Source organism: Actinoplanes couchii (genome assembly GCF_016862075.1).
Lineage (GTDB): Bacteria > Actinomycetota > Actinomycetes > Mycobacteriales > Micromonosporaceae > Actinoplanes > Actinoplanes couchii.
On the sequence record NZ_BOMG01000014.1, the window covers coordinates 121,410 to 136,077 of the forward strand.

The 14,668-nt window shown below is 70.9% G+C and carries 10 protein-coding genes; 3 read left to right on the top strand and 7 right to left on the bottom strand.

Annotated features, from left to right (window positions below; translation table 11 throughout):
- Positions 1 to 7: 7 nt before the first annotated feature.
- The 3 genes from Aco03nite_RS03880 to Aco03nite_RS03890 all read right to left on the bottom strand — a co-directional run bounded on the left by Aco03nite_RS03880 (position 8) and on the right by Aco03nite_RS03890 (position 6,510).
- Complete coding sequence (locus tag Aco03nite_RS03880; RefSeq protein ID WP_203793176.1) at positions 8 to 3,493, bottom strand: ABC transporter ATP-binding protein/permease; 3,486 nt, start codon at positions 3,491 to 3,493, stop codon at positions 8 to 10.
- A 1,127-nt stretch (positions 3,494 to 4,620) separates the two neighbouring features.
- Positions 4,621 to 5,802, bottom strand: a complete 1,182-nt coding sequence (locus Aco03nite_RS03885) for a metallophosphoesterase (RefSeq protein ID WP_373872567.1) — start codon at positions 5,800 to 5,802, stop codon at positions 4,621 to 4,623.
- A gap of 63 nt (positions 5,803 to 5,865) precedes the next feature.
- Complete coding sequence (locus Aco03nite_RS03890; RefSeq protein ID WP_203793178.1) at positions 5,866 to 6,510, bottom strand: nucleoside/nucleotide kinase family protein; 645 nt, start codon at positions 6,508 to 6,510, stop codon at positions 5,866 to 5,868.
- A gap of 100 nt (positions 6,511 to 6,610) precedes the next feature.
- Here Aco03nite_RS03890 and Aco03nite_RS03895 point away from each other — a divergent pair, with 100 nt between their 5' ends.
- Positions 6,611 to 7,465, top strand: coding sequence for a ScyD/ScyE family protein (locus Aco03nite_RS03895; RefSeq protein WP_239144896.1), 855 nt, complete (start codon positions 6,611 to 6,613; stop codon positions 7,463 to 7,465).
- A gap of 97 nt (positions 7,466 to 7,562) precedes the next feature.
- On the opposite strand, the gene Aco03nite_RS03900 is transcribed toward Aco03nite_RS03895, so the two are convergent.
- Positions 7,563 to 8,222, bottom strand: a complete 660-nt coding sequence (locus Aco03nite_RS03900; protein WP_203793180.1) for a hypothetical protein — start codon at positions 8,220 to 8,222, stop codon at positions 7,563 to 7,565.
- 250 nt (positions 8,223 to 8,472) lie between these two features.
- Here Aco03nite_RS03900 and Aco03nite_RS03905 point away from each other — a divergent pair, with 250 nt between their 5' ends.
- Together Aco03nite_RS03905 and Aco03nite_RS03910 are read left to right on the top strand one after the other, a co-directional pair.
- The gene (locus tag Aco03nite_RS03905; RefSeq protein ID WP_203793181.1) at positions 8,473 to 9,264 is read left to right on the top strand and encodes a polysaccharide deacetylase family protein; all 792 of its coding nucleotides are present in this window, start codon (positions 8,473 to 8,475) and stop codon (positions 9,262 to 9,264) included.
- Positions 9,261 to 10,322, top strand: coding sequence for a glycoside hydrolase family 26 protein (locus Aco03nite_RS03910; protein WP_203793182.1), 1,062 nt, complete (start codon positions 9,261 to 9,263; stop codon positions 10,320 to 10,322). The genes Aco03nite_RS03905 and Aco03nite_RS03910 overlap by 4 nt, the downstream gene beginning before the upstream one ends.
- Here Aco03nite_RS03910 and Aco03nite_RS03915 read toward each other — a convergent pair.
- The 3 genes from Aco03nite_RS03915 to Aco03nite_RS03925 are packed head-to-tail and all read right to left on the bottom strand — an operon-like array spanning position 10,312 to position 14,592.
- Positions 10,312 to 11,451, bottom strand: coding sequence for a glycoside hydrolase family 26 protein (locus Aco03nite_RS03915; protein ID WP_203793183.1), 1,140 nt, complete (start codon positions 11,449 to 11,451; stop codon positions 10,312 to 10,314). The two genes, Aco03nite_RS03910 and Aco03nite_RS03915, sit on opposite strands and share 11 nt — an antisense overlap.
- Positions 11,452 to 11,473: 22 nt before the next feature.
- Entirely contained in the window at positions 11,474 to 12,262 is a 789-nt protein-coding gene (locus Aco03nite_RS03920; RefSeq protein WP_203793184.1) for a DUF1616 domain-containing protein, read from the bottom strand.
- Positions 12,259 to 14,592, bottom strand: a complete 2,334-nt coding sequence (locus Aco03nite_RS03925) for a hypothetical protein (RefSeq protein WP_203793185.1) — start codon at positions 14,590 to 14,592, stop codon at positions 12,259 to 12,261. The genes Aco03nite_RS03920 and Aco03nite_RS03925 overlap by 4 nt, the downstream gene beginning before the upstream one ends.
- Between the last annotated feature and the right edge of the window lie 76 nt (positions 14,593 to 14,668).

Genomic DNA, 14,668 nt, shown 5'->3' on the forward strand with positions numbered 1-14,668 from the left:
CCGCGGATCAACCGGCCAGATGACCCCACCGGCCGGACAGCTCGTCCCAGGTGCCCTGGTCCTCGGCGCGGCCGCCGATCAGGACCACCACCCGGTCGGCCTGTGCCAGCGCCGCCCGTTTCGACGTCGAACCGACCACCGTCACCCCGTGCGACCGCAGCGCCTGCCACAGCGCCAGCTCGGTGGTCACGTCCAGCGCGGACGAGACGTCGTCGGCGATCAGCAGCTCGGTCCGCGGCGCCAGCGCCCGGGCCAGCGCCAGCCGCTGCAGCTGACCGCCGGACAGCCGGGTGCCCTTGTGCCCGATCATCAGCTGCAGACCACCGCCGGCGTTGGCCAGGTCGTGCTCCAGCTGGGCCACCGACACCGCCCCGGCCGCGTCCACCTGATGCCCGAGCTGGATGTTGTCGGCCACCGTCCCGGACAGCACCCGCGGCAGCTGCGCCACGTATCCCACCTGGTTGGGCCGCAGGAACATCTCCGGCTCGTTCACCGGCTCCCCGTTCCATCGCAGATCACCGGTGTGGTGCACGATCCCGGCCAGCGACCGCAGCAGCGACGACTTGCCGGACCCGACCGGGCCCAGCACCAGCACCAGCTGCCCGCGCTCGACGGTCAGGTCGACGTCCCGGACACCGAGAGCGCCGTTCTCGTGCACCGCGCTGAACCCGGACAGCTCCAGCGTGCGCAGCGGGTTCCGCGGCGCGGTCGTCGGCGCCGGCGCTGTCCCGGCGGTCAGGTCGACCCCCGGGACGTCGGTCGAGTACTCCGCGGAGCCGGTCATCGCCGCCGTCCGCATCGTCCACACCCGGGCCGACGGGAAGTTCGACACCAGCGACGCCGTGGTCCACGCGAACCAGCGGGCCGAACCCAGCACCGACACCGCGATCAGGGTCGCCGCCGGGGACAGCTGCCCGTTCAGGTACATCCCCCAGGCCGCGATCGGCAGCAGACCACTCGCGACCGACGGCGTGGACCGGGCCCACACCTGGATCGCGATCTCCCGCCGCTGCAGTTCACTGCGGGTCGCGTCGAGCGAGGCCAGATGCGCCAGCACCGGACGGGTCGCCCCGGCCAGCTTCACCGTGCGGGCCGCCGACAACGACGACACCAGCGACGTGGCGAACGCCGCCCGGGCCGCCACCGTCCGCCGCGCCGCCTTCTCCAGCCGCGGGCCGAACAGCGTCGCCGCCAGACCGGACAGCAGCATCGTGCCGATGAAGAACAGGCCCGGCACCAGCGACTGGGAGAACACCGTCATCGACACCAGCGCGAACATCGCCACGGTGTTGTCGATCAGGTTGTCGGCCAGCATCACCACCCGCTCGGTGTCACCGCCCTGGGCGACCACCTCGGCCGGAGTGTGCTTGCTGACCCGGCGCGGGCCGATCTGCCCGTGCACCAGGCGCAGGCTGATCCGCAGCATCTGCCGCACCCACCACTCAGGGAACCACGCCCCGGTGAAGTAGAGCGACGGGACCAGCGCCAGCAGGGCCACCGCGATGCCGAGAGCCGGGTACAGCGGATTGCCGATGCCGTCGACCACGTTCGTCCACAGCAGCGGCAGGATCGCGCCGTCGAAACCGAGCAGCACCAGCAGCAGGAAGAACCCGCACGCGGCCAGCCCGTACCGTTTGTCGTTCATCGCCAGCCGCAGGATCTCCCGCATCGTCCGGGCCTTCGGAGCCTCGGGCAGCGGCGGCGGATCCACCGTCACCAGCGGGTTCGACAGCGCGTCCTGGCCCAGCTCGTCGCGCATCGCGGCATCCCAGTCGTCGCTCTCGGCCACCAGCACACCGCCCTGGGGCTGCGGGGTGGCCGGCACCGACAGGTTGCTGCTCGCCATCAGCTCGGCGAACCGTTGCGACTCGCGCAGCGGACCCGACTCCAGCACCACGCCGTCGGCCAGGACCACCACCTCGTCGCAGCGCTGCACCGAGGAGAGCCGGTGCGCCACGATCACACCGATCCGGCCCTCGAGCAGCCGGTCGGTGGCCCGCTGCACCCACGACTCGGTCACCGGGTCCATCCGGGCGGTGGCCTCGTCCAGGATCACCACCTGCGGGTCGCGGACCAGGATCCGGGCGAACGCCACCAACTGCTCCTGACCGGCGGACAGCTTGTAGCCGCCGTCACCCAGCTTGGTGTCGATGCCGTCCGGCAGGCCCTCCACCCAGGCGGTCAAGCCCAGCTCACGGACCGCGTCACCGGCCCGGGGCAGCAGCGTCTCGTCGAACAGCGCGATATTCTCGGCGAGGGTGCCGGACAGGATCTCGGTGCGCTGCGGGACGATCGCCGTCCACCGGCGCAGGCCCTCCACCTCGATCGCGTTGATGTCGCTGTCCCCGAGGAACACCGTGCCGTCCGGCACGTCGACCGCCCGGGTCAGCACCTTGGCCAGGGTGGACTTGCCGGAACCGGTCCGGCCGATCAGCGCGTAGGACCGGCCGCGGGCGAACGTGACGCTCACATCGCTCAACGCCGGCGGCCGCCCGCTGTCGGCCTCGCCGTAACGGAACGTCAGATTCCGCACCACCAGGTCACCGTCGGCCGGGGCCACACCCTCGGACCTCTCCTGCGGTACGTCACTCAACAGCAGCACCCGGCCCCACGCCCCGAGCGCGTTCTGCAACTCGGGGACCATCCGGGTCAGCTGCTCCAGGGTGCCGCCGAAACCGAGGGCCAGCAGCCACACCGCGGTCAGCCGGGCGCCGTCGATGTTGCCGGTGAGCAGCGCCCACGCGCCGGCCAGCACCAGCAGCGCGATCAGGCCACGGGTGATCGCACCGGCCGTCATGGTGATCTTCGAAGCACCGCGCCACACCCGGCGGCCCCGGCGCAGCACCTCGGCGGCCCGTTCGGCGTAGAGCTTCCGCACGTACGGCGCGGCCAGGCTCGTGCGCACATCGTCCTGCCCGTGGATCGCCTCCTCCATCACCGCGGCGAGGTCGGACCAGGCCTCCTCCTCGGCGATCCGGATCGGGCCGATCCGCTGGACCGGTTTGTTCATCACCACGAACAGCAGCAGGCCGACGGCGATCATCGCGATCGCGGCCGGCCACCAGACGAAGAACGTGGTGACGATCGACAGCACCGCCAGGGCAGCCGACTGGGCCAGCCGGATGCCGGCCCCGCGCAGCTCGGAACCCACCTGGTAGACATCCGAGTCGATGCGGTCGAGCAGCTCGCCGACCGGGGTGTTCTCCAGGGTGGGGATGTCCTGGCCGAACGCCACCCGGTTGAGCCGGCGGCGGACCCGGGCCGTCCAGTCCGCGGTCAGCCGCGCCACCACCAGCCCGACGACGACGTCACTGAGCACCGCAGCGACCAGAGCCACCGCCAGCACCGTGAACAGGGGCACCGACCGATCGACCAGAACCGGCCCGGCCAGGGCCAACGACCCCGCCGACCCGGCCGCACCGATGACGATCAGAAAGGCGACGAGTGTGGTGCGACTTCGGCTCGTGGCCCACAAATCGCGGAGCAGACGCATGGCAGAGTCCTCGAATGGCGTTGGGGGAGACAGGCGGTGACCCCATCCTGCTCGGCTCCCAGAGCCCCGCTCAACAGGTTTATTCCCGGCAAATCCACCACCGAACGTAACGCCAGGGCATGATCCGGACACGATGTGCCCACCATCACCCTCAACAGCCCACGTATCGAGACGCGCAGGCCCCCGACCTGCCCCCGAAGTGCCGAAAAAGGCCCCGCCGGGAACCCACCCCACCCGGCTCCGGCGCCATCCCTATCCCTATCCCTATCCCCGGCTCCGGCGCCATCCCATCCCCGGCGCCATCCCCCTTCCCCATCACCGGCTCCGGCTCTGGCTTCGGCTCCGGTTCTGGCTTCGGTTTCGGTTTCGGTTTCGGCAAGCGAAGCACGCTCACCACCCTGATCACCGGCGCTGGAAGCCACAGCGATCCCTCACGGCATCAGCCCTCACCAATCAGCGGCGGTCCGGCCCACGGACAACAGCAGAGGCCGGGTCCGCGGACAAACTTGAGGGTCGAGGCTCGCGAACAACACCAGGAGTCGGGTCTGCGGACAACACCGGGAGCTGGGGCCACGGACAACACCAGGGACCGGGGCCACGGACAACTCCGCCGGCCGGGCCGAACCGTCCAAGGCTCGCCGTGCGGCGCACGTCCCTGCCACGGAAATGTCCGCGCCGGTCCCCGGCGAACCGGAAAACGCGAAGACATCCGACAGACCGAGTCGGCGAAGACGCGACAGAGACCGGCTTCTCTCGGAGTTGGTTCGAATGCGGAAGGTTTTCGAACTCAAGCAGTTGAGCCGGCGAGCGGAGACGTGAATGCCGCAGAGGTCGAGACGCGTTCGGCACGTGACATCGGCAGTGAGTCGGGAAAGGCCGAACAACACGGGGTGAGGTCAAGCAGGGGTGGAACGAAGGCCGGGCGCGCCGAAGGTAGAGCAGGGCGGCGATGAGCGCGCAGGGATGGAGCAAGGCGGCGGGCGCGCCGAAGGTAGAGCGGAGCGGCGATGGATGCGCCGCGATGGAGCAGGGCGCCGAGATACAGCAAGGCGGCGGGCGTGCCGAGATGCAGCAAGACGGCGGTGGGTGCGCCGGGATGCAGCAGGGCGGCGGTGGGTGGGGTGGGCTCAGTTCGGGGCGTGCAGGGTCAGCAGGGTGATTTCGCTGGGGGCGAAGATCCGGAACGGTGGGCCCCAGAAGCCGGTGCCGCGGCTCGTGTAGAGCTGGGTGCGGTCGGAGTGGCGGGACAGGCCCTGCAGGGAGGGCTGGTCGGTCAGGACCAGGTAGTGGAAGGGCCACATCTGGCCGCCATGGGTGTGGCCGGACAGCTGCAAATCGATGCCGTGGGTCACCGCGTCCTTGATCTGCTGGGGCTGATGGGCCAGCAGCAGGACCGGAAGGTCGGGGTCGGTGCCGGACAGGGCCGCCTCGTGGTCGGTGCGGTGGCCGGGCAGGCCGGAGCCGCCGGCGGTGCGGTCGTCGACGCCGGCCACGATCAGGGTGTCGCCGCCGCGGGTCACCAGCACGTGGCGGTTGTGCAGGGTCTCCCAGCCCAGGTGCTCCATGTGCTCGACCCAGCCCTGGGCGCCGCTGTGGTACTCGTGGTTGCCGGTCACGTAGACCCTGGCGAAACGGGCCCGGATGTCGCCCAGCGGGGCGGCCATCTCCAGGCGCTGGGACACCAGGCCGTCGGCGATGTCACCGGTGTGGGCGACGATGTCGGCGTCCAGCGAGTTGACCACCTCGGTGACGCCCCGCGACCAGGCGGCGCGGTTGATCGGCCCGTAGTGGGTGTCGGTGATCAGGGCGACGGTCAGACCGTCCAGCCCCTTACCCAGGCGGGGGATGGTCACGTCGACCCGCCGGACCCGGGACACCCGCATCGCCTCGTGGTGGCCCCACGCCAGCAGGACCGCCGAGACGACCACGACGAACGCGGACACCACGCGGGAGCGGACCGGGTCCGCCACGCCGGCGGCGAGCAGCAGCAGGCCCAGGACCTGGCCGATGATCGACCAGACGAACAGCACCCAGGCCACGCCGAGCAGCGTGTCGGCGATCCGCGACTCGCGGTCGCGGTGGGCGCCGTGACCGCGGAACATCAGCCACGGGAAACCCCCGGCGACGGCCACGAACAGCAGCGTGCCGGCGACGAAGGCCGGCAGCGGCCAGTCGTTGCCGGACCAGACCAGGGTCGCCCACGGCACCCCGAACAACAGCGCGATCACCACGACCAGAACGGCGCCGAACCGGGCCACGCGCGGACCCCGCCTGCGCGGCTCGGTATCGACCGTCTCACCCACCGACATGAGTCCAAGCATGCCACCCGCGAAGTACCGGATGTGGTGCGGGAGAGACGCAGGACACAGGGCTCAGAGAGAGACGATCAGGTCGGCCCGGGACATGGTGGCGACGATCAGCTCCGCGTTGCGCTCGTCGGTGCCGGTCGCCCAGGCCACCGCCGCATCCGGCGTCTTGCCGAACCGGACGTGCCTGTCGATCAGCCGGCGCAGCCGCTCGCCGCGTTCCAGGTCGGTGTACCAGACCTCGGTCAGCAGTGTGCGCACCGCCGCCCAGCGCGGCTCGGCGAGCAGCAGGTAGTTCCCCTCGGTGACGATCAGCCGGGCGGTGCGGGGCACTCCGATGGCCCCGGCGATCGGTTGTTCCAGGACCCGCTCGAACCCGGGCGCGTAGATCATCTCGTCCCGGTCGTCGAGCAGCCGGCGCAGCAGGGCCGCGTAGCCGAGGGCGTCGAAGGTGTCCGGGGCGCCCTTGCGGTCGCGCAGCCCGAGCCGGTCCAGCTCGACGTCGGCCAGGTGGAAACCGTCCATCGGCACGTGCGCCACCCAGTCCGGGCCGAGGCCCGGCGGGGGATCGGCGGCCAGCGCGGCGACCAGCTCACCGGCCAGGGTGGTCTTGCCCGCGGCGGGTGGCCCGGCGATGCCGAGCACGGCCCGCCGCCCGTCGTCGGACAGCCCCCGGGCGCGGGTGACCAGGCCGGGGAAGGAGCGCGTCATGCGCTGAAGGTACCGGGTCGGATCAGGGACTCGGCGGCCCGGACCGCGCCCCGGGACCGGAGACTGGAGGGGGTCAGCTGCACGGGGGGTTTGGTTGATCATGTGGGTGGCCGGCTGGTCGCTGTTCTGCGTCTCTCTCACGGCGGTCACGGTGCCGGTCGTTCCGGAGCCGGGCGATTTCCGGTACGGCGGACCGGGCGCCCGCGTCGTGGCGCGGGGACTGGACAACCCGCGCGGGATGGCGTTCGGCCCGCGCGGGGAGCTCTACGTGGCCGAGGCCGGCCGGGGCGGTGACACGGCGTGCCGTCCGGGGCCGGCCGGTGACCGGATCTGTGACGGCCCGTCGGGTGCGGTCAGCGTGGTCGATTTCGGCCATCAGTGGCGTGTGGTGTCGCGGTTGCCGTCGACCGCCCCGGTGACCGGCGACCACGCGTCCGGGGTGGCCGACGTGGCGGTCGGCGCCGACGGTGACCTGATCCACGTCGGCGATTCGGACCGCGATCTGGTCGCGGTGCTGGCCGTGGACCGGGGCCGTCTGGTGGTGGACGCCACCGGGAGCGCGCTGCTGCTGATCACCGCGCGCGGCCGGGTCCGGACGGTGGCCACGTTCCCGGGCCGGGCGGTGTCGTCGGTGGCCGAGGGGCCGGACGGCGCCTGGTACGTGGGGGAGCGGGCCCGGATCTGGCGGGTGGTGCCGGGGCACGAGCCGCAGGTGTGGGCGGGCGGCTTCACCCGGATCGTGGATCTGGCCTGGTCACCGGAGGGCCGGCTGTACGTGCTGGAGTCCGGGGCGCTGCTGCGGGTGGACGGCGGCGGCGCCCGGACGGTGGTGCTGTCGGCGGGCCTGACCGATCCGGGCGGCCTGGCGATCCGGGGCGGTGAGGCCTACGTCTCGAACTGCGGATCGTGCCGCGGCATCGGCACGATCCTGAGGGTCGGGTTGCCTGAACGGTGACCACCGGCCCACTCCCGGCGGTCGCGCAGCGGTCCGGTGCGCCGCCGGCCTCGCGGTGTGGCCACGGCGCTGTCCCCGGCTCGTACAAGAATATGGTCTAAAGGTTTCGCAGACCGAGACGCAGACCGGCGACCCCGGCCGGGGAGAGTGCCCGTGCGGTGGCCCGGGAGAGGTCGGCGCGGATGGCCTCGGGGAGTTCGTCGCCGAGCGCGCAGAGCACCGGGTAGAGGTCGAGGACCTGGCGGTGGCTGAGCGCGCCGACGCCGATGAGCAGGCCGTTCAGGGCGGTGGGGCTCTGCAGCAGGCTCATGCAGAGTTCCTGGCGCCACATCGGGTCGTGGACGTGGTCGGGGAATTCGCGGGCGATCCGGTTGCCGGAGGGCGCGCGCAGGCCGCTGAGGGTGGTCTGCCGGAAGCGGGCGACCGACGGGGCGAGGCGGCAGGCGATGCCGAGGCGGCGGGCCAGCTGGGGCACGGTGAGCACGTCGAGGCCGGAGGCGCAGCGCTCGCAGAGGCGCTCGTAGGTCTTGGAGTGGACGACGGAGGCGGGCCGCTGGCAGGCGCCGTCGAGTCCGCAGATCGGGTCGAGGATGACTTCGGTGAGGGTGCCCTCGTGGTCGAAGCGCCCGACGGCGAAGTAGGTGGCCGGGGCGGTCCGGTACTGGGCCAGTGCGGCGCGGGCGCTGACGTAGCCGTCCGGGTCGACGCCGATGCGTGGCAGGCCGGCTTCGGTGTGCAGCTGGATGAGGCGGAACATGGTGCGCGCTCCCGGGGTTTAGAGCGGTTTCGGTGTCGTCCTCCGATACGTCGCCAGTGTGATAAAGGTTCAGATGTCACTCTGGGTAGTTGTAAAGTGACGATATTTGCGCTGGCAGGCGGCTCGGATGGCTCCGCACGTTACTCCCCGTAGTGTGAATTGGCCAGAGTTCCGGTCGAACGTACGAGGTCCGGACACAGTCCGGGTTGCTATGGTTCCGGGCCGTAGATGTTTGAAGGGGGTTCACGCGTTGACCTGGTCCACGCTGCCGGCGCTGATGTACCACTCGGTCTCCTCGGTCGGCGGTCCCCTGCGAGATCTCGCCGTTCCACCGGAGCGCCTGGCCGAGCAGCTGGCCGCGCTGTCCGGCGCCGGTTACCGCCTGGTCGGCCTCACCGAGGCGCTCGACCTGCTGGAGCGGGGCAGCGCCGAGAAGATGGTGGCGGTCACGTTCGACGACGGCTACCGCGACTTCCTCACCCAGGGCGTGCCCGCGCTGCGCAAGGCCGGCGCCGGCGCCACCCTGTACGCGTCGGTCGGTCACCTCGGCGGCCGTGCCGGCTGGCTGGGTGAGTGGGCCGACGACTTCGGCCCGATGATGACCTGGGAGGACCTGGACGAGGTGGCCGCCTCGGGTGTCGAGATCGGCAACCACAGCCTGATCCACCACCCGCTCGACGTGCTCACCGCCGCCCAGCTGCGCGAGGAGGTGGTCAGCAGCCACGACCGCCTCGAGCAGCGGCTGCAGCGCAAGGTGCGCTCGTTCGCGTACCCGCACGGCTACAACAGCGACCTGGTCCGCCGGGTCGTCGAGCAGTCCGGGCACGACAACGCCACCGAGGTCGGCCGCCGGGTGCACACCCCGTCCGAGCGCCGGTTCGCGGTGCCCCGGTTCCAGCCCACCCCGGACCACACCGGCGCCGACCTGGTCGCCCTGATCGAGGGCGGGCCGGTGTTGTCCGCGCAGCTCAAGCAGTACGCGCAGCCCGGCTGGCGGATGGTCCGCAAGCTGGCGCGCAAGGCCGGCCGGAACCTGACGTGACCGCCGGGCACCACCGGAACCGGGGCGGGATCAGCCGCCGCGGGGTGCTCGGACTGGCCGGGCTCGGTGCGGCAGTGGCCGGCGGTGGGTTCGGGATCTGGAAGGCGGCCGCACCGTCCGGGCCGTCGTCCGGCGGCATCCACGTGGCCGCGACCCCGTCCGCGCCGGCGCCGACGCCCACGCCGTTCGCCGCGGCCGAGGATCCGGAGACGCTCGGCGGTTCGGTCCCGTTCGTGGCCGGCAAGGCGATGCTCGGCTCCTACCTGGCACTGGACGGGATGACCTACCCGGAGGCGGTCAAGTACCGCCGCAAGCAGCTGGGCCGGGACCAGGCCATCACGCAGGAGTTCTACGCCTGGACGGACCGGCTGCCCACGTCGATCGAGGGCATGCCGAAGAAGTCGGTCCCGATGGTCTCCTGGCGCGGCACCAAGTACGACCGGATCCTCAACGGCTCCGACGACGACCTGATCGCCGCGGCCGCCCGCCGGCTCAAGCAGTTCGACCGCCCGGTCCTGCTGCGCTGGGCCTGGGAGATGAACGGCCGCTGGTTCGAGTGGGGCGGCGCGCAGAACGGCAAGAACTCGGCCGGGTACGTCAAGGCGTTCCGGCACCTGCGCAAGATCTTCGACAAGCAGGGCGCCGACCAGGTGTCCTGGGTGTGGAGCCCGAACTGGAACTCCAGCACCAAGGAGAGCTGGGACACCATCGACGCCTACTACCCGGGCGACAGGTACGTCGACTGGGTGGGCGTCTCCGGCTACAACCTGAACAACGAGTCGCCGGACGTGCTCTTCGACCCGATCTACCACCTGTACTCGGACCGCAAACCGCTGATGCTCACCGAGGTCGGCTCCAAGGACCACGGCGGCACCAGCAAGGCCGACTGGATCACCAAGCTGTCCGGGTACGTCGCCGAGCGACCGGCGATCGGCGGGGTGGTGTGGTTCGACACCGACACCCACCCGTCGTACCCGGAACACTGGCGGTTCGACACGAACGACGGGTCCACGGCCGCCTACCGGGCGATGGCGCGCACCGCCCGGTTCAGCGGGTGAACAGGTTCTTGTAAGCGTCGGACGACCCGGTGTTCGGCAGGCAGTCCGGGTCGTTCGGCCGCAGGATCGACGACTGCGAGAACGTGCCGTCGCAGCGCTGGAAGTAGGCCTCGTACGCCAGGAACTCGGCATGCCCGGCGAACCACTCGTGCATCCAGCCGATGAACGCCGGGTTGTCCCTACCGGCGTCCCCGGTCGGCATGATCCCCCACTCGCCGACCGAGAACAGCTTGCCGTGCGACCGGGCGAAGTCGAAGAACCAGGTCAACCCCTCAGGAGCGGCGGCCGTACGATCGAAATCGGCCTTCGTCGGCGACCACGGGTGATGGTCGTAGTTGTCGATGCCGATGATGTCGACGTACTCGTCACCCGGATAGCAGTTGGTGCTCAGCCCGCCGCACAGATCCTTCGGCGTGTTGTGCGCGTTGATCGTCCAGTCCAGCACGACCTGCGGGTTCGCCGAGCGCAGCGCGGTGGCCGCCTTGCGGTAACAGCCGATGTAGTCCTCGGTGTCCAGCCCGCGCCAGGCCATCGACGACTCGTTCATCTCCCAGCCCAGCCGCACGATCGAATCGCCCCGGCCGTGGGTGACCATCAGGGCGCCGAAGTCGCGCCAGTTCTGGTCGTAGTCGCCGTTCGCGCACGCCGCCATCAGGGCCTCGCCCTTGTCCGGGACCAGGGCCTGGGAGATCACCAGGACACCGTCGAAGTCGGCGAAGTACTCGAACACCCAGCCGGAGTTGCGGGTCATCGTGTCGTAGTCGGTGCGGTCGGTGTAGGTCTGCGCGATGTTGCAGGCGCGTCCGCGGAGGGTGCAGAACTCCTTGACCGAGGCGGAGTTGAGCACCGGGAAGCCGTTGACGCCGGAGAGGCCGTAGTTGCCCGGCCAGCTGCCCGATTCCCTCGGTTGGGCGATCTGTTGCCGCGCGGACCGGGCGTGAGCGTTCGGATTGGCCGGATTTGTTGTGACATTTGCGCTCGGGAGGGCGCTGGCACTGGCGCTGGCCTTTGCCACCGGATGATCATCATCGGCCGGGTTCACCGTGATGGCGATGGCGATGCCGAGGGCGAGCACGGCCACCCCGCCGGCGGCGAACCAGAGACGGGCGCGCCCTGAAACGTCTGACATGACTCCTGTTTCCGGCCGGGACCTACGGGACAGCGGCGATGATCAGCGTACGGAACGGCTCGGTCTCGGCACCGCGGAAGAGGTTCACGGTTACCCTCTGGTCGCTCGGAACGGTGATCCGCCCGGTCCAGTCACCGTCGGTGTCCGGCGCGATGTCGTGCTTGCTCAACTGCTGACCGGTGGTGCCGACGAGCACCATCCGGTACGGCCCGGACGCCACCTCCAGGCCGTCCGCGGTGACCTGCACGACCCGGTTGCCCTCGGCGTCCACCGGGCCCGGCGCCTCCGCGGACAGGCTGGTCACCCGCACGTCGTAGGTGTTCACACTGTCCGCGAACGACCACACCCCGGCCACCCCGAGCAGCAGCACCGCCAGAGTCAGCGGCAGCACGTCCTTGACCAGGCGCTCCTGGGTGAACCGGTACTTCTCCCGGGGCTCCTCGGCCGGCCCGCCGGTCAGCACCGGCACGATGTTCTGCGCCCGGTAGAACGCCACCCCCACCCCGGCCAGCGTGGTCACCGCGCACACCAGCATCCAGCTGGTCCGGTTCAGGTTGCCGCCGATGCTCCACAGGGCCAGACCACCCAGGACCAGGACGGCCAGACTCAGCGACGGTACGAGCACGATCCGCTCGACCACACCGAGGTCCCGCCGGCCGGGGCGGATGACCGCCTCGGTCAGCGCCAGCCCCGGCAGCACGAACGCCAGCAGCAGCCCGAACGGCACCGCGATCCAGATCGGGGCGAATGCGACGGCCAGCGCCGTCACGACGGTCAGACCGGCGAGGACTCCGGCGCGTACCGGGTTCACAGGTCCCCCATCTGGTAGATCCGGACGGTTCCGTTGTCGTAGAGCCGGGAGATCGTATCCACCGTGTCGAACTTGCCGAGCTGGGCGTCGCTGAGCGGCTCGGTGATCTTCCCGGCCATCGGGTCGCTCTGGAAGTACGCGTTGTCCATCGGCAGCAGGTCACCGAGCCGGTGGTCGACCACCAGGTAGTTGATCGCCAGGCTCCGGACGATCTCCTGCTCGGTGGCGGTCCACTCGGTGGCGTAGTACAGCTCGCCGACCTCCCGGACCGGGTCGGTGCGGCCGTACGTCGAGGAGAGCGCCACCGCCGTGATGTCCCCGCCGACCCGGACCTCCTGCGGCAGGTTCCGTTGCTGCCAGAACGACGCGTCCACCCCGTAGGCGTCCACCGACCGTTCGTAGGCGGCCGGCATGTACGGCCCGGGCAGCAGCGCCGACACCGGTGGCCAGCCGCCGGTCCGGGCGCCGACCATCAGCAGCGTGATCAGCGTGGTGCCGATGTACACCTGCCCGGCCAGCCGCCGCCCGGTGGTGACCGCGACCCCCGGTGGTGGCACCGACAGCCAGCGCCGGCCGTTCTCGTCCTTGGCCGGGATGATCTGCACGGCGTGCACGATCGCGATCGCCGCGATGATCGACATCGGGACGTAGGTGAAGGTGGAGAGCCGGCCAGCGATCTCCGGGCCGTTCTGGCCGAGGAACCGGGCGCCGTTGCCGGCGAAGAACACCGCGCCGCCGACCAGGGCCGCCCAGCGCCAGGTGTCCCGGTCCTTGCGCAGGATCATGTCCCGCGCCACCGCCAGGAACAGCACCAGCAGACCGAGAATGCCCAGCCCCTGCACGGCCAGCTGGACCAGTGGCACCGGTTTGCTGGCGCCGCCGTCGTCCCCGCCGCTCGGCGCGCCGCCGAGGATCTGGTTCAGCGAGGCGGCCAGCCGCTGGACCGGCGCCTCCAGGTAGGAGATGACGTCGGTGGCGACGAACCCGATCCACGAGCAGACGATCGCCAGCGCGACACCCGGCACGATCAGCGAGTGCCACGGCCGCGGCTTCTCCAGCGCCACCTCGGTCAGCGAGAGCAGCAGCAGCGTCGCGACCAGGGCGAACGCGGTCACGTGGTGGCTGACCGTGGTCATCGCGATGCCGATCACGGCCAGCGACAGGAACCGTCGGCCGCCGCCCGCGCGCCACCGCCGGTGCGCCCACACGGTGAGCATGAAGAACGGCAGGGCCGCGGTGGCGTACAGGAACATCGAATTGAAGAAGAGGTAGTGCATCGCGGTCGCGTAGGTCACGCAGGCCACGCCGGCCATCGCGGGCGAGTTGCTGGCGCGCAGCACCGCCGCGAACAGCCAGCCCACGAAGATCAGGTGGGCGACGCCCGCCACGATGGTGCCGGCCGCGGTCACCGGCAGGCCGGTGAGCAGCGACAACCCGGCGCCCATCTCGGCCAGGCCGGGGAAGTGCACGGCCGGGGGCAGCGCGTTGTTCTGCCGGAACAGCTCGCCGGACTCGGTGATCAGGGTGGTGGCCAGCCAGTGCTGCAGCTCGTCGGGGAACCGGAACTGGTCCGGGCTGTACATCCACTTCAGCATGTACTGGTTCGTCGCCAGCCCCATCACCAGCACGAACGACTCGGCGACCCCGGCCAGCCGGCTGAGCAGCCGGAACACCACGGGGGAGAAGACGATGATCTGGCCGATCCAGTACGCGGTCATCGCCCACGCGGTCTCGTGCCGTCCCCCGGCGTAGGCGAGGGCGACCAGCACCACACCGAGGCTGGAGACGGCCAGCACCCACGGCGCCCAGCCCAGGTCGGCGGGTTTGGCGGGCTCCGGTTTCTCGGCCGGGAGCCGGATGATGACCGTCTCGTCGACCTTCTTGTCGACGACCGCGCGGCCGGCCACCTGCTTCTTCGCCGGCGCCTGCGGCAGCCGGATGATGACCGTGTCGTCGCCGGCCTGCTTGCGCACCGTGGTCAGCGCGCCGGTCTTGGTGGGGCCGCTCGGCAGCCGGATGATGACGGTGTCGTCGCCGACGGTCTTCTTCTTGATCCCGCCGGTCTTCGTGCCCGCGGTCTTCGCCGGGGAGCCCGGCAGCCGGATGATCACCGTGTCGTCGCCGACCGCGCGTTTCTTCTTGGCGGGCGGGGTGGCGCGGATCACCACGGTGTCGTCCGCGTCCTTCTTCTTCACCGGAGCGGGCGCGCTCGGCGGCCGGATCACCTGGGTGGCGTCGGCGTCCGGCTTCGGGGTGGGAGGAATGACGATGGTCTCGTCGGATTGCGCCCCCGGCGTCCGTTTTCCGTCGGACGTCGGCTGGTCCCCCATGAAAAGAGCCCTCCACACACTGGATGACGATGCGCCCGCCGCCCCCGCCCCCGGCGGCCGGGTGCGGGGGCGGCGG